General features: G+C 63.1%; 19 protein-coding genes. 17 read left to right on the top strand and 2 right to left on the bottom strand.

Going from position 1 to position 19,618, the window contains the following annotated elements:
• Positions 1-108: 108 nt before the first annotated feature.
• A complete protein-coding gene (rne, locus tag FPB55_RS18590) occupies positions 109-3,375 on the bottom strand; it encodes a ribonuclease E (protein WP_178097526.1) in 3,267 nt (1,088 codons plus the stop codon).
• Between the two features lie 799 nt (positions 3,376-4,174).
• Between rne and rluC the strand changes: the two genes are divergently transcribed.
• Genes rluC through FPB55_RS18570 form a run of 3 tightly spaced genes read left to right on the top strand, consistent with a single transcriptional unit; the run spans position 4,175 to position 6,805 of the window.
• Positions 4,175-5,131 carry a 23S rRNA pseudouridine(955/2504/2580) synthase RluC gene (gene rluC, locus FPB55_RS18580; protein ID WP_009685075.1) on the top strand — a complete coding sequence of 319 codons (957 nt, stop codon included), beginning with the start codon at positions 4,175-4,177 and terminating at the stop codon, positions 5,129-5,131.
• Positions 5,132-5,134: 3 nt separating this feature from the next.
• Entirely contained in the window at positions 5,135-5,809 is a 675-nt protein-coding gene (locus tag FPB55_RS18575) for an HAD family hydrolase (RefSeq protein WP_115294529.1), read from the top strand.
• Between the two features lie 6 nt (positions 5,810-5,815).
• Positions 5,816-6,805 carry a S49 family peptidase gene (locus FPB55_RS18570; protein WP_009685073.1) on the top strand — a complete coding sequence of 330 codons (990 nt, stop codon included), beginning with the start codon at positions 5,816-5,818 and terminating at the stop codon, positions 6,803-6,805.
• 61 nt (positions 6,806-6,866) lie between these two features.
• Here FPB55_RS18570 and FPB55_RS18565 read toward each other — a convergent pair whose 3' ends face one another.
• On the bottom strand, positions 6,867-7,445 hold the full coding sequence (locus FPB55_RS18565; RefSeq protein WP_009685072.1) for a nucleoside triphosphate pyrophosphatase: 579 nt from the start codon (positions 7,443-7,445) through the stop codon (positions 6,867-6,869).
• 96 nt (positions 7,446-7,541) lie between these two features.
• Between FPB55_RS18565 and FPB55_RS18560 the strand changes: the two genes are divergently transcribed.
• From FPB55_RS18560 to FPB55_RS18495, 14 genes are all read left to right on the top strand, one after another.
• Positions 7,542-8,069: a YceD family protein gene (locus tag FPB55_RS18560; protein WP_080709253.1), complete on the top strand. Its 528-nt coding sequence runs from the start codon at positions 7,542-7,544 to the stop codon at positions 8,067-8,069.
• A 13-nt stretch (positions 8,070-8,082) separates the two neighbouring features.
• A complete protein-coding gene (gene rpmF, locus FPB55_RS18555) occupies positions 8,083-8,265 on the top strand; it encodes a 50S ribosomal protein L32 (protein ID WP_029887079.1) in 183 nt (60 codons plus the stop codon).
• A 3-nt stretch (positions 8,266-8,268) separates the two neighbouring features.
• Positions 8,269-9,279: a phosphate acyltransferase PlsX gene (plsX, locus tag FPB55_RS18550; protein ID WP_144188992.1), complete on the top strand. Its 1,011-nt coding sequence runs from the start codon at positions 8,269-8,271 to the stop codon at positions 9,277-9,279.
• 165 nt (positions 9,280-9,444) lie between these two features.
• On the top strand, positions 9,445-10,383 hold the full coding sequence (fabD, locus tag FPB55_RS18545; RefSeq protein WP_029887081.1) for an ACP S-malonyltransferase: 939 nt from the start codon (positions 9,445-9,447) through the stop codon (positions 10,381-10,383).
• Between the two features lie 15 nt (positions 10,384-10,398).
• Positions 10,399-11,139 carry a 3-oxoacyl-ACP reductase FabG gene (gene fabG, locus FPB55_RS18540; protein ID WP_009685066.1) on the top strand — a complete coding sequence of 247 codons (741 nt, stop codon included), beginning with the start codon at positions 10,399-10,401 and terminating at the stop codon, positions 11,137-11,139.
• A gap of 202 nt (positions 11,140-11,341) precedes the next feature.
• The gene (gene acpP, locus FPB55_RS18535) at positions 11,342-11,578 is read left to right on the top strand and encodes an acyl carrier protein (protein ID WP_009685065.1); all 237 of its coding nucleotides are present in this window, start codon (positions 11,342-11,344) and stop codon (positions 11,576-11,578) included.
• A gap of 187 nt (positions 11,579-11,765) precedes the next feature.
• Positions 11,766-13,010, top strand: coding sequence for a beta-ketoacyl-ACP synthase II (fabF, locus tag FPB55_RS18530; RefSeq protein ID WP_009685064.1), 1,245 nt, complete (start codon positions 11,766-11,768; stop codon positions 13,008-13,010).
• Positions 13,010-13,825: an aminodeoxychorismate lyase gene (gene pabC, locus FPB55_RS18525; protein ID WP_029887082.1), complete on the top strand. Its 816-nt coding sequence runs from the start codon at positions 13,010-13,012 to the stop codon at positions 13,823-13,825. The genes fabF and pabC overlap by 1 nt, the downstream gene beginning before the upstream one ends.
• A gap of 4 nt (positions 13,826-13,829) precedes the next feature.
• Positions 13,830-15,014 (top strand): endolytic transglycosylase MltG, encoded by a 1,185-nt coding sequence (gene mltG / locus FPB55_RS18520; RefSeq protein WP_047149967.1) that lies wholly within the window; start codon positions 13,830-13,832, stop codon positions 15,012-15,014.
• Between the two features lie 9 nt (positions 15,015-15,023).
• Positions 15,024-15,656, top strand: coding sequence for a dTMP kinase (gene tmk, locus FPB55_RS18515; RefSeq protein WP_009685060.1), 633 nt, complete (start codon positions 15,024-15,026; stop codon positions 15,654-15,656).
• Positions 15,649-16,635, top strand: a complete 987-nt coding sequence (locus FPB55_RS18510) for a DNA polymerase III subunit delta' (RefSeq protein ID WP_029887100.1) — start codon at positions 15,649-15,651, stop codon at positions 16,633-16,635. The genes tmk and FPB55_RS18510 overlap by 8 nt, the downstream gene beginning before the upstream one ends.
• 30 nt (positions 16,636-16,665) lie before the next feature.
• Entirely contained in the window at positions 16,666-17,448 is a 783-nt protein-coding gene (locus FPB55_RS18505; RefSeq protein WP_009685057.1) for a TatD family hydrolase, read from the top strand.
• A 455-nt stretch (positions 17,449-17,903) separates the two neighbouring features.
• On the top strand, positions 17,904-18,539 hold the full coding sequence (locus tag FPB55_RS18500) for a TetR/AcrR family transcriptional regulator (protein ID WP_144188990.1): 636 nt from the start codon (positions 17,904-17,906) through the stop codon (positions 18,537-18,539).
• A 92-nt stretch (positions 18,540-18,631) separates the two neighbouring features.
• On the top strand, positions 18,632-19,600 hold the full coding sequence (locus FPB55_RS18495) for a radical SAM protein (protein WP_144188988.1): 969 nt from the start codon (positions 18,632-18,634) through the stop codon (positions 19,598-19,600).
• Positions 19,601-19,618: the final 18 nt, after the last annotated feature.

Genomic DNA, 19,618 nt, shown 5'->3' with positions numbered 1-19,618 from the left:
ACAAGGCCGCTCCTACAAAGGGCAGCGCCGGCGCTGACATAAAGTGATAGGCCAAGAAAAAGCCCCGCCAGTTCGCACTGGCGGGGCTTTTTCATTCAGCCTTGGCTATCAACCATGATGAGGCTTTTGCTCATCGGCGGTTTCCAGGGCTGGCTCTCCGGCGGCTGCAGCAGCTTCCTGCGCGGCTTTGGCAGCAGCCTCGGCCTCACGTTTGCGGCGGCGAACTTCACGCGGGTCATTCGGCGCACGGCCGTTGGCCAGCATGACAGTGGCAGGCTCTACCACAGCTGGGGCCGCGACCGGCGCAGGCTCGACAACCACAGGTGCAGGCTCGGCCACTACTTCTGGCTGGGCTTCGGCAACCGGGGCAGGCTGTTCGGCAGCCGGCGCAGCCTCGACCACGGTCGGGGCCTGCTCGATTTCACCGGCTTCGACAGCTGGCGCTTCTACCGGGGCTTCGACAGCCACGGCCGGCTCGGCAACAGGCGCTTCTTCGACGACCGGTTGTGGCGCGACTTCGACCACTGGCTCGGCAGTTGCCTCGACCACGGCCACAGGCTCGCTGACCGGCTGCTCGACCACTGGGGCCACGGCCACTTCTTCAACCTTGGTGACAACTTCGACTTGCTCGAGCTTTTCAGCCTGCTCAACCGGCTGGGCGGCTTCGCTGTTGTCGGTTGCTGCAGCGGCAACGACGTCAGCGGTGGCGCGCTCGGCCTGCTGGTTGGCCTGGGCTTCGGCGTCGCTGCTGATGTTGCTGGTAGCAACCGCTGCAGTTACAGCCAGGCCGGCCGCCAGTTCAGCACCCAGCTCGGTGGCCTGGTGCTGCTGTGGCTGTTCGTCGCTGCCTTCTTCTTCGCCGTCGATCAGCTCGCCATTGGCATTGCGCTGACGTTCACGACGGTTGCTGCGGCGACGCTGGCCACGCGAGCGGCGGCGCGGACGCTCGCCATCGGTGCCTTCCTGCTCGTCTTGCAGTTGTTCTTCATTCGGCAGTTGCTCTTCGGCCAGCTCGGCAGCCTGTTCGGCCGCTTCTTCGGCCGCGCGTGGCTGACGCTCTTCACGGGGTGGGCGCGGGGCGCGCTCTTCACGCGGAGCACGTTCTTCACGCGGAGCACGTTCTTCACGCGGGGCGCGTTCTTCACGTGGTGCACGCTCTTCACGCGGGGCGCGTTCTTCACGTGGTGCACGCTCTTCACGAGGGGCGCGTTCTTCACGTGGGGCACGCTCTTCGCGAGGGGCCCGCTCTTCACGCGGTGCACGCTCTTCACGTGGGGCGCGTTCTTCACGGGCTACACGTTCTTCACGTGGCTGGCGCTCTTCGCGTTCGGCCGGTGGGGTAGCGTCCAGCGGCTCGCGCAGTTCGCGTACGCGCTCTTCGCCACGGTTGCCGCGGCGGTCTTCGCGTGGCTGGCGTGGTGCGCGTTCTTCCCGCGGTGCCCGCTCTTCGCGTGGGGCACGTTCTTCACGTGGTGCACGTTCTTCGCGTGGCTGGCGCTCGGCACGCTCTTCACGCGGCTTGCGCTCTTCGTCGCGGCGGCCATTGCGGTTGCGGCTTTGCTGGCGGCCGTTGCGGCGTTCTTCGTTGCGTGGGCTGCGCTCGGCGGCCGGTTTTTCGGCGGCAGGGGCGACCGGGGCAGCGGCAGGCTCGTCCTTGCCGGCGAACAGGCTGACCAGCGACTTGACCAGGCCCTTGAACAGGCTTGGCTCCGGCGCGCTCGGCGCGGCGGCGGCCGGTGCAGGCTGGTGCTCTTCGGCGGCGGCCGGTACCGGTGCATTGGCGCGGGCCGGGGCAGTTTTCACGGCCGCTTCCTGGCGAACCAGGGTACGGGTGGCAGTCGGTTGTGGTGCTTCTTCGGTTTCGCTGGCGGCGATTTCGTAGCTGGACTGGTTGTTCAGCACTTCCGGGTTGTCGTCGCGCAGGCGCTGGACTTCGAAGTGCGGGGTTTCCAGGTGATCGTTCGGCAGGATGATGATGCGCGCACGGGTGCGCAGCTCGATCTTGGTGATGGAATTACGCTTTTCGTTGAGCAGGAACGCTGCTACCGGGATTGGCACCTGGGCACGCACTTCGGCGGTGCGGTCTTTCAGGGCTTCTTCTTCGATCAGGCGCAGGATGGCCAGCGACAGCGACTCGACGTCACGGATGATGCCGGTGCCGGAGCAACGTGGGCAGACGATGCCGCTGCTTTCACCCAGCGATGGGCGCAGGCGCTGACGGGACATTTCCAGCAGGCCAAAGCGCGAGATGCGCCCAACCTGCACGCGGGCGCGGTCGGCTTCCAGGCACTCACGCACGCGCTCTTCGACGGCGCGCTGGTTCTTGGCCGGGGTCATGTCGATGAAGTCGATGACGATCAGGCCGCCGATGTCACGCAGGCGCAACTGGCGGGCGATTTCCTCGGCCGCTTCCAGGTTGGTCTGCAGGGCGGTTTCTTCGATGTCGCTGCCTTTGGTGGCGCGCGCCGAGTTGATGTCGATGGACACCAGGGCTTCGGTCGGGTCGATCACGATCGAGCCACCGGACGGCAGGTCGACCACGCGCTGGAAGGCGGTTTCGATCTGGCTTTCGATCTGGAAGCGGTTGAACAGCGGCACGCTGTCTTCGTAGAGCTTGACCTTGCTGGCGTACTGCGGCATCACCTGGCGGATGAAGGTCAGGGCTTCTTCCTGGGCGTCGATGCTGTCGATCAATACTTCGCCGATGTCCTGGCGCAGGTAGTCGCGGATGGCGCGGATGATGACGTTGCTTTCCTGGTAGATCAGGAACGGCGCGGCGCGGTCCAGGGACGCTTCCTTGATGGCGGTCCACAATTGCAGCAGGTAGTCCAGGTCCCACTGCATTTCTTCGCTGCTGCGGCCCAGGCCGGCGGTGCGCACGATCAGGCCCATGTCGCCCGGTACGGTCAGGCCGTTCAGGGCTTCGCGCAGTTCGTTGCGCTCTTCGCCTTCGATGCGGCGCGAGATGCCACCGGCGCGCGGGTTGTTGGGCATCAGTACCAGGTAGCGGCCGGCCAGGCTGATGAAGGTGGTGAGGGCGGCACCTTTGTTGCCACGCTCTTCCTTCTCGACCTGAACGATGACTTCCTGGCCTTCGCTGAGCACTTCCTTGATGTTCACCCGGCCTTCCGGGGTTTTCTTGAAGTATTCGCGGGAGATTTCTTTCAGCGGCAGGAAGCCGTGACGTTCGGAACCGAAGTCGACGAAAGCGGCTTCGAGGCTGGGTTCGATGCGGGTGATCTTGCCTTTGTAGATGTTGGCCTTTTTCTGCTCACGCGCGCCGGACTCGATGTCCAGGTCGTAGAGACGTTGGCCGTCCACCAGGGCTACACGCAACTCTTCGGGTTGAGTTGCGTTAATCAGCATTCTTTTCATGTTGTACCGTCGGTTTCCGGGCTGCCGGAAACGGCGTTCGGCACACACGACGTCTCATGGTCGGTGCCAAGGTGCGCAAAGGGTGGCCGGGCCACCCCCGTGTCGAGCAACGTTCGGCACCAGCCGGTTGCCCAGCCTGCCGTTGTCGCGACGACGCGTCCTGTTTGCTGCGGTGCCAACAAGGCCCCGGTGGCTTCGAATGGGTATCCGAATCAACCAAGCGGGCCTTGTGCACTCAGTCAGGAGGAGGAATCAACCGTCAGCCGTGGACGCCCGGGGGCATCTGTTCAGGACCTTATCCGCTCACCAGCCTTCAATCGGCTGCTGGCCGGACGCGGTGCTACACGGTCCGAGGGCTGTGCATCTCCACCCTGCACGTATCCCTGATAATTCGGGTGCTGCCGCGCGCTGAATCCGCAACGGGTTGCATTTTTCGCCAGCTTCGAATGGGAAGCTGACGCCATTACATGTCCAAGGCTGTTGTTTCCGGAGCATTCGCCTTGCGTTGCGTGGAAGCGACGGGGCGGGCAGAGCTACAACGAAAAGAATCGGGTAAGCAGGTGAACAACCACACTTGTCGTTTTTTTCGGTCTTCTCTACACAGCGCTGGTGGCGATTCCAGGCAATTCGGTAAACTGGCGAAAACCCCGTAGGACGGCCTCGCGTCCTGGAGAATTGCGTAGGTCAGCAACCGGCTCAGGGCCTGGTTTTGCTGGCCTGCCACTTTTGGCGGCGTTCGCGACTATAGCAGCAATGATTAAGTGCTTCAATTCCATAAAAAATTGTTATGATTCCCGCCATGACGACCAATACCCCTCCGACTTCCGGCGTACAGCTGATCGAAGTCGCGCCGGAGCTTGCCGGCCAACGCATCGACAATTTCCTCATCACGGCGCTCAAGGGCGTGCCCAAGACCCTGGTCTACCGCATCCTGCGCAAGGGTGAGGTGCGGGTCAACAAGGGCCGCGTGAAACCCGAGTACAAGATCCAGGCCGGCGATATCGTGCGGGTGCCGCCCGTCCGCCTGCCGGAGCGCGACGAGCCGGCACCGGTCGCCCAGGGGCTGTTGCAGCGCCTGGAGGCGGCCATCGTCTATGAAGACAAGGCGCTGATCGTGATGAACAAGCCGGCCGGCATCGCCGTGCATGGCGGTAGTGGCCTGAGCTTCGGCGTGATCGAGGCGCTGCGCCAGCTGCGCCCTGACGCCAAGGAGCTGGAGCTGGTGCACCGCCTGGACCGCGACACCTCCGGCCTGCTGATGATCGCCAAGAAGCGCAGCATGTTGCGCCACCTGCATGCGGCGCTGCGCGGTGATGGCGTGGACAAGCGCTACATGGCATTGGTGCGGGGCCACTGGCCCACGGCCAAGAAACAGGTCAACGCGCCCCTGCTCAAAAGCAACCTGCGCTCGGGCGAGCGTATGGTCGAGGTGAACGATGAGGGCAAGGAGGCGCTGACCCTGTTCCGCGTGCTGCGTCGCTTCGGCGATTTCGCCACCATTGTCGAGGCGCGGCCGATCACCGGGCGTACCCACCAGATTCGCGTGCATACCCTGCATGCCGGGCACATGATCGCCGGCGACAACAAATACGGCGACGAAGATTTCAGCCGCGAAATTCGCGAGTTGGGTGGCAAGCGCCTGTTCCTGCACGCCTACGCGCTGACCGTGCCGCTGCCGGACGGTGGCGAGCTCAAGCTTGAAGCACCGGTGGACGAAGTCTGGGCCAAGACGGTGGAGCGGCTGAGTGCGCCGTGACCTATGAAAAAAGCTTATGAACTGCTGATCTTCGACTGGGACGGCACGCTGGCCGACTCCGTAGGGCGCATCGTCGAGTCCATGAACGCGGCTGCCGTGCGTGCCGGTGAGGCGCAAAGCAGTGATGATGCGATCAAGGGCATCATCGGCCTGGCCCTGGACGAGGCCATCCATACCCTGTACCCGCACCTGGAGCCCGTTCAGGTCGAAAGCTTCCGTCAGCACTACGCTGATATCTACACCGCCCTGGATCAGCAGCCTTCGCCGCTGTTCGAGGGGGTGAGCGAGTCGCTGGACGCCTTCCGCGCCGAGGGTTACCGCCTGGCGGTGGCCACCGGCAAGGCCCGTCGCGGCCTCGATCGGGTGCTCAAGGCCAACGGCTGGCAGGCGTTTTTCGACATTACCCGCGCCGCTGATGAAACCCGTGGCAAGCCACACCCGCTGATGCTCGAGGAAATTCTCGGCCATTGTGGTGTAGAACCGCAGCGTGCGCTGATGGTCGGAGATTCGGCATTCGACCTGCAAATGGCCAGCAATGCCGGCATGCATTCGGTGGCCGTGGGCTATGGTGCCATGTCGTTACAGGCGCTGGCCGAGTTCGGCCCGCAGGTGTGCATCGAGCATTTTTCCCAGCTGCGCGAGTGGTTGGCTGGGGCCGCAATTCCACTTCCAAGGTAGGTGAGCATGGCAGACGAATGGAAAGCCCCCGAGGCCGAGCCCGGGGAGCGCGAAGAGCGCAAGAGCTGGCAACTGCTGGAAAAGACCCTGTTGGCCAGTGTGCAGGAGCAGCGCCGCTCACGGCGCTGGGGTATTTTTTTCAAGCTGCTGACCTTCGTTTACCTGTTCGGCATCCTGGCGCTGTTCTCGCCGCTGATGGATATGGACAAGGCGGCCTCGCGCGGTGCCAGCCATACCGCACTGGTCGAGGTGCGTGGCGTGATTGCCGACCAGGAGGCGGCGAGCGCAGACAATATCGTCAAGAGCCTGCGTGAGGCCTTCAAAGACAGCAAGACCAAGGCGGTGGTAATGCGCATCAACAGCCCGGGTGGCAGCCCGGTGCAGGCCGGTTACGTGTACGACGAAATCCGCCGCCTGCGTGCCGAATACCCGGCCATCAAGCTGTACGCGGTAATTGCCGACCTGGGGGCGTCCGGTGCCTACTACATTGCCAGTGCGGCAGACGAGATCTACGCCGACAAGGCCAGCCTGGTGGGGTCCATCGGGGTAACGGCGGCCGGCTATGGCTTCGTCGGCACCATGGAAAAGCTGGGTGTCGAGCGCCGCGCCTACACCTCGGGTGAGCACAAGGCGTTCCTTGACCCGTTCTCGCCGGAAAAGCCCGAGGAGACGCGGTTCTGGCAAGGGGTGCTGGACACCACGCACAACCAGTTCATCGCCATGGTCAAGCAGGGCCGCGGCGAGCGCCTGAAAGACAAGGAGCACCCGGAGCTGTTCAGTGGCCTGGTGTGGTCGGGTGAACAAGCCAAGGCGCTGGGGCTGGTGGATGGGCTGGGCAGTGCCAGCTATGTGGCGCGTGAGATCGTGGGTGAGAAGGAGTTGGTGGACTTCACCGTGCAGGAATCGCCGTTTGACCGCTTCTCCAAGCGGGTCGGGGCCAGTGTGGCTGAGCACCTGGCCATGTGGATGGGCTTCCAGGGGCCACAGCTGCGCTGATAGCCTGTTCTGGCCCCATCGCCGGCTTGCCGGCGATGGGCCGCAAAGCGGCCCCAGGCCCTCAAGGAATCACCACCCCTTCCTTGGTCAGCATGTCCACCAGCCGAATCAACGGTAGCCCGATCAGGCTGGTGGCGTCGCAGCCATGGGTGCTCTGAAACAAACTCACCCCCAACCCCTCCGCCTTGAAGCTGCCAGCGCAGTCCAGCGGCTGCTCCGCCGCGACATAGCGCTCCACCTGCTCGCGGCTCAGTTCGCGCAAGGTCACGGTAAACGGTATGCAATCGACCTGGCATTGCCCGGTGGCGCTGTTGAGCAGCGCCAGCCCGGTCAGGAAGCACACCTGCTGCCCGCTGCACGCCAGCAGTTGTTCGCAGGCGCGCTCGAAGGTCTTCGGCTTGCCCAGCACCTGTTCGCCCAGCACCGCCACCTGGTCCGAGCCGATGATCAGGTGCCCGGGGTGGTTGCCCGCCAGTGCCTCGGCCTTCTGCCTGGCCAGGCGCTGCACCAGCTCTGGCGCTGGCTCGCCGGCCTGGCGCTGCTCGTCTATGTCGGGGCTCGCCCAGGTGAAAGGCAGTTGCAGGCGGGCGAGCAGTTCGCGGCGATAGGCAGAGCTGGAAGCCAGTAACAGAGGAAGCATGGTAGACTCCTGATTCAGTTGAACAAATTCTATCACGCACGATGCCGCCTAATTTCCTTTGACAGGGGCGGGGGGCATCCCTATTATGCTGCGCCTATGTTGAATGACCCGATTCCACCTCACGTTGACCCGCGCAAATTAGCCGATCGTGGCGTAACCCTTAACGGTTCGCTGCCGCTCGCTGATTTGGAAAGACTCTGCGACCCGCTTTCCGACAATGTCGGTACGGTGCAGGCGAAGTTCGATTTTGAACGAGATGAACAGCACGTGGTGGTTATCCACAGCGAGCTGGACGTCGAAGTCAAAATGGTTTGCCAGCGTTGTCTTGAGCTGGTCACCCTGCCGATCCATAGCGAATGCACTTACGCTGTGGTGAAGGAGGGTGCGAATACCCAGTCGTTGCCGAAAGGCTATGACGTGCTGGAACTGGGCGAAGATCCTTTGGATCTGCAGGCATTGATCGAGGAGGAGCTTCTGCTCGCCCTGCCAATCGTGCCTGCTCATCATCCGGAAGAATGCCAGCAGCCGGCGGGCGCAGACGAGCCCGAATCGAGCAAGGACGAGGTATCGCGGTCCAACCCGTTCAGTGTTTTGGCGCAGTTAAAGCGTGACCCAAACGTTTAGGAGTTAATCAATTATGGCTGTTCAGCAGAACAAAAAATCCCGCTCTGCCCGTGACATGCGCCGTTCGCACGACGCTCTGTCGGAAAACGCGCTGTCGGTAGACAAGTCCACCGGTGAAGTCCACCTGCGCCACCACGTTTCGCCAGAAGGCGTATACCGTGGTCGCAAAGTGGTCGACAAGGGCGCTGACGAGTAATCCTTGTCCGCTCAGGTCATCGCGATCGACGCAATGGGCGGGGACTTCGGTCCCCGCAGCATTGTTCAGGCTAGCATTGCCTGCCTTTCCGCTACCCCCTCGTTGCACCTGACCCTCGTCGGTCAACCCTCCCTCCTGGAAGATCTTGTCAGCGGCCTTGCGGCTGCGGATCGCGCGCGCCTGCAAATCGTCGCCGCCAGTGAAGTGGTCGGCATGGACGAGCGGCCATCCCAGGTGCTGCGTGGCAAGCCGGACTCGTCCATGCGCATCGCCCTGGAACTGGTGCGTGATGGCAAGGCCCAGGCCTGCGTCAGTGCCGGCAACACCGGCGCGCTGATGGCGTTGTCACGCTTCGTGCTCAAGACCCTGCCGGGTATCGACCGCCCGGCCATGGTGGCGGCGATCCCGACCCAGGCCGGTTACTGCCAGTTGCTCGACCTGGGTGCCAATGTCGATTGCAGTGCCGAAAACCTGTACCAGTTCGCCGTGATGGGGTCGGTGGCCGCCCAGGCCCTGGGTGTTCACCGCCCGCGCGTGGCGTTGCTGAACATCGGTACCGAGGACATCAAGGGCAACCAGCAGGTCAAGCTGGCGGCAAGCCTGTTGCACAATGCCCGCGGGCTCAACTATGTGGGCTTTGTCGAAGGTGACGGGCTGTACCGTGGCGAGGCGGATGTGGTGGTGTGCGACGGCTTTGTTGGCAATATCCTGCTCAAGTCCAGCGAGGGGCTGGCCACCATGATCGGTGCGCGGATCGAGCAATTGTTCAAGGGCGGTTTGCTGGCGCGGGCTGCTGGAGCGGTGGCCATGCCCCTGCTCAAGCGTCTGCAGGCCGACCTGGCGCCGGCGCGGCACAATGGCGCGAGTTTCCTGGGTTTGCAGGGTATCGTCATCAAGAGCCATGGCTCCGCGGGCGTTCAGGGGTTCCAGAGTGCCATCCAGCGGGCGTTGATCGGGATTCAGGAGAATCTGCCGCAGCGTTTGCACGGGCGTTTGGAGGACCTGCTGCTTTAGCCTGCGACGGGGCCCGGGCAGGCAAACAAAGACCTTAGGCATATCCCCGATGAAGTGCTTAAATGTGACCGCTTGGTCTGCGTCTTCATCCAAGCTTTCAGATTCCGCGCCTGGCCCAAGGCCTGGCGTACCCTATCCGACGACAAGATCATAAGGGCTTGTTCAATGTCTGCATCTCTCGCATTCGTCTTTCCCGGTCAAGGTTCCCAGTCGCTGGGCATGCTCGCCGAGCTCGGCGCCGAGAAGCCAGTGATCATCGAAACCTTCAAGGAAGCTTCTGCAGCACTCGGTTACGACCTGTGGAAGCTGGTTCAGGAAGGTCCGGAAGAGCAACTCAACCAGACTGACAAGACGCAGCCGGCGATCCTCACCGCGTCCATCGCGTTGTGGCGTCTGTGGCTGGAAGAGGGCGGTGCCACGCCAGCTTTCGTGTCCGGTCATAGCCTGGGTGAATACAGCGCCCTGGTCGCTGCCGGCAGCATCAGCCTGAAAGACGCTGTGCGCCTGGTCGAGCGCCGTGGCCAGCTGATGCAGGAAGCGGTACCTGCCGGGCACGGGGCCATGGCCGCCATTCTCGGCCTGGACGACGCTGTGGTCGTGGAGCTCTGCGCCGAAGCGGCTGAAGATGAAGTGGTCAGTGCCGTCAACTTCAACTCGCCAGGGCAGGTGGTCATCGCCGGCAACAAGGCGGCGGTCGACCGCGCCATGGAGCTGTGCAAGGCCAAAGGCGCCAAGCGCGCCCTGCCGCTGGCCGTCAGCGTGCCTTCGCACTGCGCCCTGATGAAGCCGGCTGCCGAGCGCTTTGCCGATGCGGTCAACGCCATCGAGTGGAAGGCCCCGCAGATCCCGGTGGTGCAGAACGTCACCGCCGCCATCGCGGCCGACCTCGATGCCCTCAAGCAGGACCTGCTGGCGCAGCTGTACCAGCCGGTACGCTGGGTTGAGTGTGTGCAGGCCCTGGCGGCCAATGGTGCAGTCAATCTGGTCGAGTGCGGCCCGGGCAAAGTCCTGGCTGGCCTGAACAAGCGTTGCGCCGATGGCGTGACCACTTACAACCTCAATACCCCTGACGCCGTTGCCGCCACCCGCGCGGCACTGGCCTGAATTGGAGAAGCTTGCATGAGCCTGCAAGGTAAAGTTGCACTGGTCACTGGCGCCAGCCGTGGCATTGGCCAGGCCATCGCCCTGGAACTGGGCCGCCAGGGCGCAACCGTGATTGGTACCGCCACTTCGGCCTCCGGCGCCGAGCGTATCGCCGCCACCCTCAAAGAGCACGGTATCACCGGCACCGGCATGGAACTGAACGTGACCAGCGCCGAGTCGGTTGACGCGGTACTGGCTGCCATTGGTGAGCAGTTCGGCGCCCCGGCCATTCTGGTCAACAACGCCGGCATCACCCGGGACAACCTCATGCTGCGCATGAAAGACGACGAATGGTTCGACGTGATCGACACCAACCTGAACAGCCTCTACCGTCTGTCCAAGGGTGTGCTGCGTGGCATGACCAAGGCTCGTTGGGGTCGTATCATCAGCATCGGCTCGGTCGTCGGTGCCATGGGTAACGCTGGCCAGGCCAACTATGCGGCTGCCAAGGCCGGGCTGGAAGGCTTCAGCCGCGCCCTGGCGCGTGAAGTCGGTTCGCGTGGCATTACCGTCAACTCGGTGACCCCTGGTTTCATCGATACCGACATGACCCGCGAACTGCCTGAAGCGCAGCGCGAAGCCCTGCAAACCCAGATTCCACTGGGCCGCCTGGGGCAGGCCGACGAAATTGCCAAGGTGGTTTCGTTCCTGGCTTCGGACGGTGCAGCCTATGTAACCGGCGCAACCGTGCCGGTCAACGGCGGGATGTACATGTAACCCTGCAACTCAATGTGACGGATTTCGTAAAAAAAGAGTCATACTGCGAGCCTAAAATCCGTTATAAAGCTGCAATCAGATTCCAGACAGCGGGTGCGATGACTAGCCTGAAGGCAGGTTCAGCTTGAAAAGCGAACGTCTTTCTATAAAATTAGCCACCGGCCAGCTGCCTGCATATATCCATTAGGAGTGAAAACTAGGTATGAGCACCATCGAAGAACGCGTCAAGAAAATCGTCGCCGAGCAACTGGGCGTCAAGGAAGAAGAAGTGACTGCTGAGAAGTCCTTCGTCGATGACCTGGGTGCCGATTCGCTTGACACCGTTGAACTGGTGATGGCTCTGGAAGAGGAATTCGAGACCGAAATCCCTGACGAAGAAGCCGAGAAGATCACTACCGTTCAAGCTGCTATCGACTACGTCAAGAACCACCAGGCTTAAGACGTTACAGTCGACGCTACTTGTCGGGGAAAACCGCACTGCCTTCGCTGGCGTGCGGTTTTTTCTTTGCGAGCGCCGCGTATTGCCCGGGCCGCCTCGTTCACCGCGCACCAAGAGCCTGTTGCCATTTCATTCCAGCGCTTGAATGCAATGCCAAGAGACTCTGTTATTAGAAAAGGAGAGTACTGTGTCGCGTAGACGCGTCGTGGTCACCGGTATGGGTATGCTGTCGCCACTGGGTACCGATGTACCGAGCACCTGGCAGGGCATTCTGGCTGGCCGCAGTGGCATTGGTCCGATCGAACACACGGACCTGTCTGCCTACTCCACCCGTTTTGGCGGCTCGGTGAAAGGCTTCGAGGTGGAGCAGTACCTGTCGGCCAAAGAGGCCCGCAAGCTCGACCTGTTCATCCAGTACGGCCTGGCGGCCGGGTTCCAGGCGGTGCGTAATGCCGGCCTGGAGGTCACCGACGCCAACCGCGAGCGCATCGGCGTGGCCATGGGGTCGGGGATCGGTGGCCTGACCAACATCGAAGAAACCAGCCGCACCCTGCATGACTCGGGGCCGCGTCGCATTTCGCCATTCTTCGTGCCGGGCTCGATCATCAACATGATCTCGGGTTTCCTGTCGATCCACCTGGGCCTGCAGGGCCCCAACTACGCCATTGCCACTGCCTGCACCACGGGCACCCATTGCATCGGCATGGCCGCGCGCAATATCGCCTACGGTGAAGCCGACGTAATGATTGCCGGCGGCGCCGAAATGGCCGCGTGCGGGCTGGGCATGGGTGGCTTCGGTGCATCGCGCGCGCTGTCCACCCGCAACGACGAGCCTGCCCGCGCCAGCCGCCCTTGGGACAAAGGTCGCGACGGTTTCGTGCTGTCCGACGGTGCCGGTGCCTTGGTGCTCGAAGAACTGGAGCATGCCCAGGCCCGTGGGGCGACCATCTATGCCGAGTTGATCGGTTTTGGCATGAGCGGCGACGCCTACCACATGACCTCGCCACCAGACTCCGGTGAAGGCGCTGCGCGCTGCATGGCCAACGCCCTGCGCGATGCTGGCATCCAGCCGGAACACGTGAGCTACATCAACGCCCATGGCACTTCGACCCCCGCGGGCGACATTGCCGAGGTGGCGGCGATCAAGCGCGTATTCGGCGACCACGCCTACAAGCTGGCAGTCAGCTCGACCAAGTCGATGACCGGCCACCTGCTGGGGGCGGCTGGCGCGGTAGAAGCGATCTTCAGTGTGCTGGCGATCAACAGCCAGATGGCGCCCCCGACCATCAACCTGGACGAACCGGACGAAGGTTGCGACCTGGACTTCGTGCCGCACCAGGCGCGCAGCATGCCGATCGATGTGGTGTTGTCCAACTCGTTCGGCTTTGGTGGCACCAACGGCTCGCTGGTGTTCCGCCGGTTCGCCGGTTGATGCTCAGCTGGATCGACGGCCAGCCCGCGACTGCGCTCAATCTGCAGAACCGCGGGCTGGCTTACGGCGATGGTCTTTTCGAAACCATCGCCGTTCGGCATGGCCGGCCCAGCCTCCTGGATGGCCATCTCGCTCGCCTGGCGCTGGGTTGCCAGCGGCTGGCGATTGGCGCCGACCTGGCGCAGGTGCGTGAGGAATTGCTGCGCTACGCCAGCCAGCTCGGCGACGGGGTAGCCAAACTCATCCTCACCCGTGGCGACAGCCAGCGTGGTTACGCGCCGGTTGCCGATGCCGTGCCCCGGCGTATCCTGCAGGGCGGCCCATTACCCAGCTATCCTGTTGCCCATGCCGAGCAGGGCGTACGCTTGTTCCCCTGCCAGACACGGCTTGGGGAACAACCGTTGCTGGCCGGGCTCAAACACCTCAACCGTCTGGAGCAGGTGCTGGCCCGTGCCGAATGGCAGGACAGTGACCATGCCGAGGGCCTGATGTGTGACGGGCAAGGCCGGGTGATCGAAGGGGTATACAGCAATCTGTTCCTGGTGCGCGACGGCGTGCTTTTTACTGCCGACCTCAGCCGTTGTGGCGTGGCCGGGGTCATGCGCGGTGCCTTGCTCGAACAGGCGCGCTTGCAGGGTATTACGGCCAACGTCTGCGACCTGCCGTATGGTGCGCTGGAGCAGGCCGATGAAGTATTTGTTTGCAACAGCGTCTATGGCGTCTGGCCCGTGCGCGGCCTGGCCGCGTTAAACTGGTCGCCGGGCCCGCTTACCCGAAAACTGCAGGCCGTTGCCCGTACGTTACTGGAAACCTGAATTCGTGAGACGTAAATTCCTGCTGCTGCTGGAAATGGGTCTGATCCTCGCCGGTCTGGCGCTAGGCTGGTCGGCCTGGAAAATCAACTCGGTTCTGGAGCAGCCACTGCATGTCACGCAGGAACGCCTGCTCGACGTGCCCAATGGCACCACCCCCAATCGCATGTTCTACCGCATGCAAACCGAAGGGCTGCTCGACGACGCCGTCTGGTTGCGCCTGTACTGGCGCTTCAACATGGCCGGTACCCCGTTGCACACCGGCGAATATCGCCTCACCCCTGGCATGACCGTCGAGCAGCTGTTCGACGCCTGGCGCCGGGGCGACGTAGTTCAATACAACCTGACCCTGGTCGAGGGCTGGACCTTCCGCCAGCTGCGCGCGGCCGTGGCCAAGCATGAAAAGCTCAAGCACACCCTGGATGGCCTGTCGGACGCCGAGGTCATGGACAAACTCGGCCATACCGGTGTGTTCCCTGAGGGCAGGTTCTTCCCCGATACCTACCGCTTCGTGCGCGGCATGAGCGACGTCGAATTGCTGCAGCAGGCCTACATGCGTCTGGAAGAAGTGCTGGCCAAGGAATGGGCCGAGCGCGCCACCGACCTGCCGTACCGCGATCCCTACCAGGCGCTGATCATGGCTTCGCTGGTGGAGAAGGAAACCGGCATCCCCCAAGAGCGCGGTCAGATCGCCGGGGTGTTCGTGCGGCGTTTGCGCCTGGGCATGATGCTGCAGACCGATCCGACGGTTATCTACGGGATGGGTGAGCGCTATAACGGCAAGATCACCCGTGCCGACCTGCGTGAGCCTACGCCCTACAATACCTACACCATCACTGGCCTGCCGCCCACGCCGATTGCCATGGTCGGCCGCGAGGCGATTCACGCGGCGCTTAACCCGGCCGATGGCACCAGCCTGTACTTCGTCGCCCGTGGCGACGGCAGCCATGTGTTCTCCGACGACCTCAACGATCACAACTCGGCGGTGCGGGAGTTTCAGCTCAAGCGGCGGGCAGACTATCGCTCCAGCCCCGCGCCGCAGCAGCCGGCAAAGCCGGGCGCCGATGACGCTGCGCCAGCCGCCGGCGAAGAGCAGCCGGTACCCGATGAGCCGGCTGCGCAGCCGGCGCCGGCCGCTCCCGCCGGTGATGCCCAGGCGGCCGAGCCGGCAACGCCTGACGAACAACATTAAGGACTGCCTGTGAGCGGCTTGTTTATTACTTTGGAAGGCCCCGAAGGCGCGGGCAAAAGCACCAACCGCGACTACCTGGCGGCGCGCTTGCGCGAGCATGGCCTGGATGTGGTGCTGACCCGTGAGCCTGGTGGCACGCCGCTGGCCGAGAAGGTGCGTGAGCTGCTACTGGCCCCCAGCGATGAACCCATGGCCGCCGACACCGAACTGCTGCTGGTGTTCGCTGCCCGCGCCCAGCACCTGGCCCAGGTGATCCGCCCGGCGCTGGCCCGTGGCGCTGTGGTGTTGTGCGACCGGTTTACCGATGCCACATATGCCTACCAGGGCGGCGGCCGCGGCCTGTCGGTCGAGCGTATCGCCACCCTGGAGCAATTCGTCCAGGGCGACCTTCGCCCGCAGCTGACCCTGGTGTTCGACCTGCCGGTCGAAGTCGGTTTGGCCCGTGCCGCTGCGCGCGGCCGCCTCGACCGCTTCGAGCAGGAAGGCCAGGCGTTTTTCCAGGCTGTGCGCCAGGCCTACCTGCAGCGCGCCCAGCGCGAACCGCAGCGTTACAGCCTGCTGGATGCCGCACAGCCGCTCCCGGCCGTGCAGCGTGCTATCGATGCGCTGTTGCCGGCCATCGTGGAGCGTTGCCGTGGCTGAGGCCTACCCATGGCAGCAGGCGCTCTGGCAGCAATTGGCCGGGCGCAGTCAGCATGCCCATGCCTACCTGCTGCACGGGCCGCAGGGCATTGGCAAGCGGGCCATGGCCGAGCGCCTGATGGCCCGCCTGTTGTGCCAGCAGCCGCAAGGCCTCGATGCCTGCGGCACCTGCAAGTCCTGCCTGCTGCTGAAGGCCGGTAGCCACCCTGACAACTACATCCTTGAGCCCGAAGAGGCCGATAAGCCGATCAAGGTCGACCAGGTCCGTGAGCTGGTGGCCTTCGTGGTGCAGACGGCGCAGCTGGGTGGGCGCAAGGTGGTGTTGATCGAGCCGGTCGAAGCCATGAACGTCAATGCTTCCAACGCACTGTTGAAAAGCCTTGAGGAGCCTTCCGGCGACACCGTGTTGCTGCTGGTCACGCACCAGCCCAGCCGGCTGCTGCCGACCATCAAGAGCCGTTGTCAGCAGGTAGCCTGCCCCCAGCCAAACCTGGCCCAGAGCCAGGCCTGGTTGGCCGCGGCGTTGCCTGATATGGACGAGGCCGAGCGCGACGAATTGCTGAGTTTGGCCGCCGGCTCGCCGCTGATGGCGATCAGCCTGCAGGCGCAGGGTGTGCGCGAGCAGCGTGCGCTGGTTACTGACGGGGTGAAGAAGTTGCTCAAGCAACAGCAATCGCCCAGCCAGCTGGCCGAAGCCTGGAAGGCTGTGCCGATGTTGAGGGTATTCGACTGGTTCTGCGATTGGGCGCACCTCATTCTGCGCTACCAGTTGACCCAGGACGAGGAGGGGTTAGGCTTGGCCGATATGCGCAAGGTGGTGCAGTACCTGGCGCAGAAAAGCCGCCAGGCCAAGGTGCTGGAGGTGCAGGCGTGGATCCTCGAACAGCGCCAGAAGGTGCTGGGTAAGGCCAACCTCAATCAAACCCTGTTGCTCGAATCGCTGCTGGCTCATTGGCTGCAACTGCCGGGCGCCCGCTGATTTCCCATTTTCCATGTGTGCCGCTATCCCATGCTCGTAGACTCCCATTGCCACCTTGACCGTCTTGACCTCAGTGCCCATCAGGGCTCGCTCGATGCTGCGCTGCAGGCGGCGCGTGATCGCGGGGTGGGGCATTTCCTGTGCATCGGCGTCAGTGCCGAAAACGCCGGCGCGGTAAAGGCGTTGAGCGAGCAGTACGCGGATGTCGACTGCTCGGTCGGTGTACACCCGCTGGACCTGGCGCCGGGCGAAACCCCGGCGCTGGAATGGCTACTGCGCGAACTGGCCCACCCGCATGTGGTGGCCATTGGCGAAACCGGGCTGGATTACCACTACGAGCCGGAAGCCGCTGAATTGCAGCAGGCCTCGTTCCGCCTGCACCTGGAGGCTTCGCGGCAGACCGGCAAGCCAGTGATCGTGCATACCCGGGCGGCGCGTGCCGATACCCTGGCACTGCTGCGCGAGGCCAATCTGCCGCAGGCTGGCGTGCTGCACTGCTTTACCGAAGACTGGGACATGGCCAAGGCGGCGCTGGACCTGGGCTATTACATATCGCTGTCTGGCATCGTTACCTTCCGCAATGCCGATGCCCTGCGGGAAGTGGCGCGGCAAGTGCCGGTCGACCGCTTGTTGGTGGAAACCGATTCGCCGTACCTGGCGCCGATTCCGTATCGCGGCAAGCCGAACTTGCCGCAATATGTGCGGGAAGTGGCGGAGTATGTGGCTTCGCTGCGCGGGGCCAGTTATGGGCAATTGGCTGAGCAGACAACGGCTAACTTCAAGCGGTTGTTTCCGTTGGCGCGGGTGGGTTGATTCATTGGAGTTGAAGGTTGTGTGAGGGCCATGAGGTGCCTGCCACAACAAATTCAGCGCCTGTGAGCTCGAGCACCTTCGCCCCTCATACCATCCCCAAAACCCCACCTCCAACGCATATCCCCCGCAAACACGCAAAAAAAACCCGGGTTCTGGGGGAGGAATCCGGGTTAAGACCATTAGGAGTAAAACAAAGGTACGCGGTCCCTGAGCACCTTTATCGGCGCGCCGCTAGGGGGGATGCGCCGCGCCAACACTTCTAGTATTGGCCAGGTTTGGCGGCCTGCCAGTGGATATTGGTCGTTTTTTAAACAGATTTGGAATACGCCCGCGTCTGGTTCCTCCCGCAGCGTATGGTCGAGAGCATCCTGAAACACAGCCATGCTCGGAAGATCCGTGCAATTTCCCGCAAGTTAGGCATAATAAACCGCTTCGATTGTCATCCAGTCCTTCCCATGCAGAAAGAACCTCGTAAGGTCCGTGAGTTTCGCCGTCGCGAACAGGAAATCCTCGATACCGCGCTCAAGCTGTTTCTCGAGCAAGGTGAAGACAGCGTAACCGTCGAGATGATCGCCGACGCCGTGGGCATCGGCAAAGGCACGATCTACAAGCACTTCAAGTCCAAGGCCGAGATCTACCTGCGCCTGATGCTCGACTACGAGCGCGACCTGAACGGGTTGCTGCACTCGGCCGACGTCGACCGTGACAAAGAGGCCCTGTCGCGTGCCTATTTCGAATTCCGCATGCGTGACCCTCAGCGTTACCGGCTGTTCGACCGCCTGGAAGAGAAGGTGGTCAAGGGCAACCAGGTGCCGGAAATGGTCGAACAGTTGCACAGCATCCGTGCCTCCAACTTCGACCGCCTCACCCAGCTGATCAAGGGCCGCATCAGCGAAGGCAAGCTCGAAGACGTGCCTCCTTACTACCATTACTGCGCCGCCTGGGCACTGGTGCATGGCGCTGTTGCGCTGTACCACTCACCGTTCTGGAGCAATGTGCTGGAAGATCAGGAAGGCTTCTTCCAGTTCCTGATGGACATCGGCGTGCGCATGGGCAACAAGCGCAAGCGCGACCCGGAACCGTCCCACTGAGCTACGCCCCACCGGCTATGTGTACAGGGCTTGCAAAAACCTGATTTATGAGTCAGCTTTTGCCGGCCCCTTTACCCATGCCGGAGTCATCCATGATCGTCGATCGTCAAGGCAGGCGGTTTCGCAACCTGCGTGTCAGCCTGACGGCTGCCTGCAATTACGCCTGTACCTATTGCGTGCCAGACGGCAAGCGCCTGGTGGCGGCGCAGGATGAGCTTTCGGCAGACGCACTGGCGCGTGGCGTGGCCTACCTGATTGAAGCAGCCGGCATCGAGCGCTTGCGTATCACCGGTGGGGAACCGCTGGTCAGTCCGCGCCTGGATGCCTTTCTCGCCGCGGTGGCCAAACTCGGCCTCGAGGATATTTCGCTGACCACCAATGGTCAGCTGCTGGGCCGTAAGTTGCCGCAATTGCAGGCAGCCGGAATTCGCCGGCTGAATGTTTCGCTCGACACCCTGGACCCGTTGGCGTTTCGCCAGATCGCCCGCGGCGGCGATCTGGCCACGGTGCTGGCGGCGATGGAGCGGGCCCGCGCCATGGGCATGCAGATCAAAGTGAACATGGTGCCGATGCGCGGGCAAAACCTCGACCAGGTGCTGCCGTTGCTGGATTACTGCATGGCGCGTGGCTTTGAGTTGCGTTTCATCGAACTGATGCGCATGGGCCACCTGGCGCGTGATCACTCTGCTTTCCTGCGGCAATTTGTCAGCCTCGATGACCTGCTCACGCTGATCGGCGGTCAGCACGCCTTCGCCCGTGTCGCTGCGCCGGTGGACGCCACCGCCATGCGCTATCAGATCCCCGGCAAGGGGCACTTCGGCGTGATCGCCAATGAGAGCGTGCCGTTCTGCCGGACGTGCTCGCGGCTACGGCTGTCGTCCACAGGTTGGCTGCATGGCTGCCTGTCGTCGGGTAATCGTCATTTCGTTGGCGACCTTCTGGAGAAACCACGTCACGAAGCCTTGCCGGCGCTTCAGCGGTTACTGGTCAAGGCGCTGGCAGACAAACAGGCATTGGCGTTTTCCGGCGGCGTGACGGTGATGAAGGTAATCGGCGGCTGAAGCTGGCGCAAAAGCTGC

Origin of the sequence: Pseudomonas sp. BJP69, from assembly GCF_007633355.1 — a bacterium.
Lineage (GTDB): Bacteria > Pseudomonadota > Gammaproteobacteria > Pseudomonadales > Pseudomonadaceae > Aquipseudomonas > Aquipseudomonas juntendi.
The sequence above is the reverse complement of the archived record's forward strand: the minus strand, read 5'-3'. Positions and strand labels throughout refer to the sequence as shown.

Coding starts and splice junctions, on each gene's coding strand:
- rne (WP_178097526.1), bottom strand. CDS start 3,375: ATGAAAAGAATGCTGATTAACGCAACTCAACCCGAAGAGTTGCGTGTA.
- rluC (WP_009685075.1), top strand. CDS start 4,175: ATGACGACCAATACCCCTCCGACTTCCGGCGTACAGCTGATCGAAGTC.
- FPB55_RS18575 (WP_115294529.1), top strand. CDS start 5,135: ATGAAAAAAGCTTATGAACTGCTGATCTTCGACTGGGACGGCACGCTG.
- FPB55_RS18570 (WP_009685073.1), top strand. CDS start 5,816: ATGGCAGACGAATGGAAAGCCCCCGAGGCCGAGCCCGGGGAGCGCGAA.
- FPB55_RS18565 (WP_009685072.1), bottom strand. CDS start 7,445: ATGCTTCCTCTGTTACTGGCTTCCAGCTCTGCCTATCGCCGCGAACTG.
- FPB55_RS18560 (WP_080709253.1), top strand. CDS start 7,542: ATGTTGAATGACCCGATTCCACCTCACGTTGACCCGCGCAAATTAGCC.
- rpmF (WP_029887079.1), top strand. CDS start 8,083: ATGGCTGTTCAGCAGAACAAAAAATCCCGCTCTGCCCGTGACATGCGC.
- fabD (WP_029887081.1), top strand. CDS start 9,445: ATGTCTGCATCTCTCGCATTCGTCTTTCCCGGTCAAGGTTCCCAGTCG.
- fabG (WP_009685066.1), top strand. CDS start 10,399: ATGAGCCTGCAAGGTAAAGTTGCACTGGTCACTGGCGCCAGCCGTGGC.
- acpP (WP_009685065.1), top strand. CDS start 11,342: ATGAGCACCATCGAAGAACGCGTCAAGAAAATCGTCGCCGAGCAACTG.
- pabC (WP_029887082.1), top strand. CDS start 13,010: ATGCTCAGCTGGATCGACGGCCAGCCCGCGACTGCGCTCAATCTGCAG.
- FPB55_RS18505 (WP_009685057.1), top strand. CDS start 16,666: ATGCTCGTAGACTCCCATTGCCACCTTGACCGTCTTGACCTCAGTGCC.
- FPB55_RS18500 (WP_144188990.1), top strand. CDS start 17,904: ATGCAGAAAGAACCTCGTAAGGTCCGTGAGTTTCGCCGTCGCGAACAG.
- FPB55_RS18495 (WP_144188988.1), top strand. CDS start 18,632: ATGATCGTCGATCGTCAAGGCAGGCGGTTTCGCAACCTGCGTGTCAGC.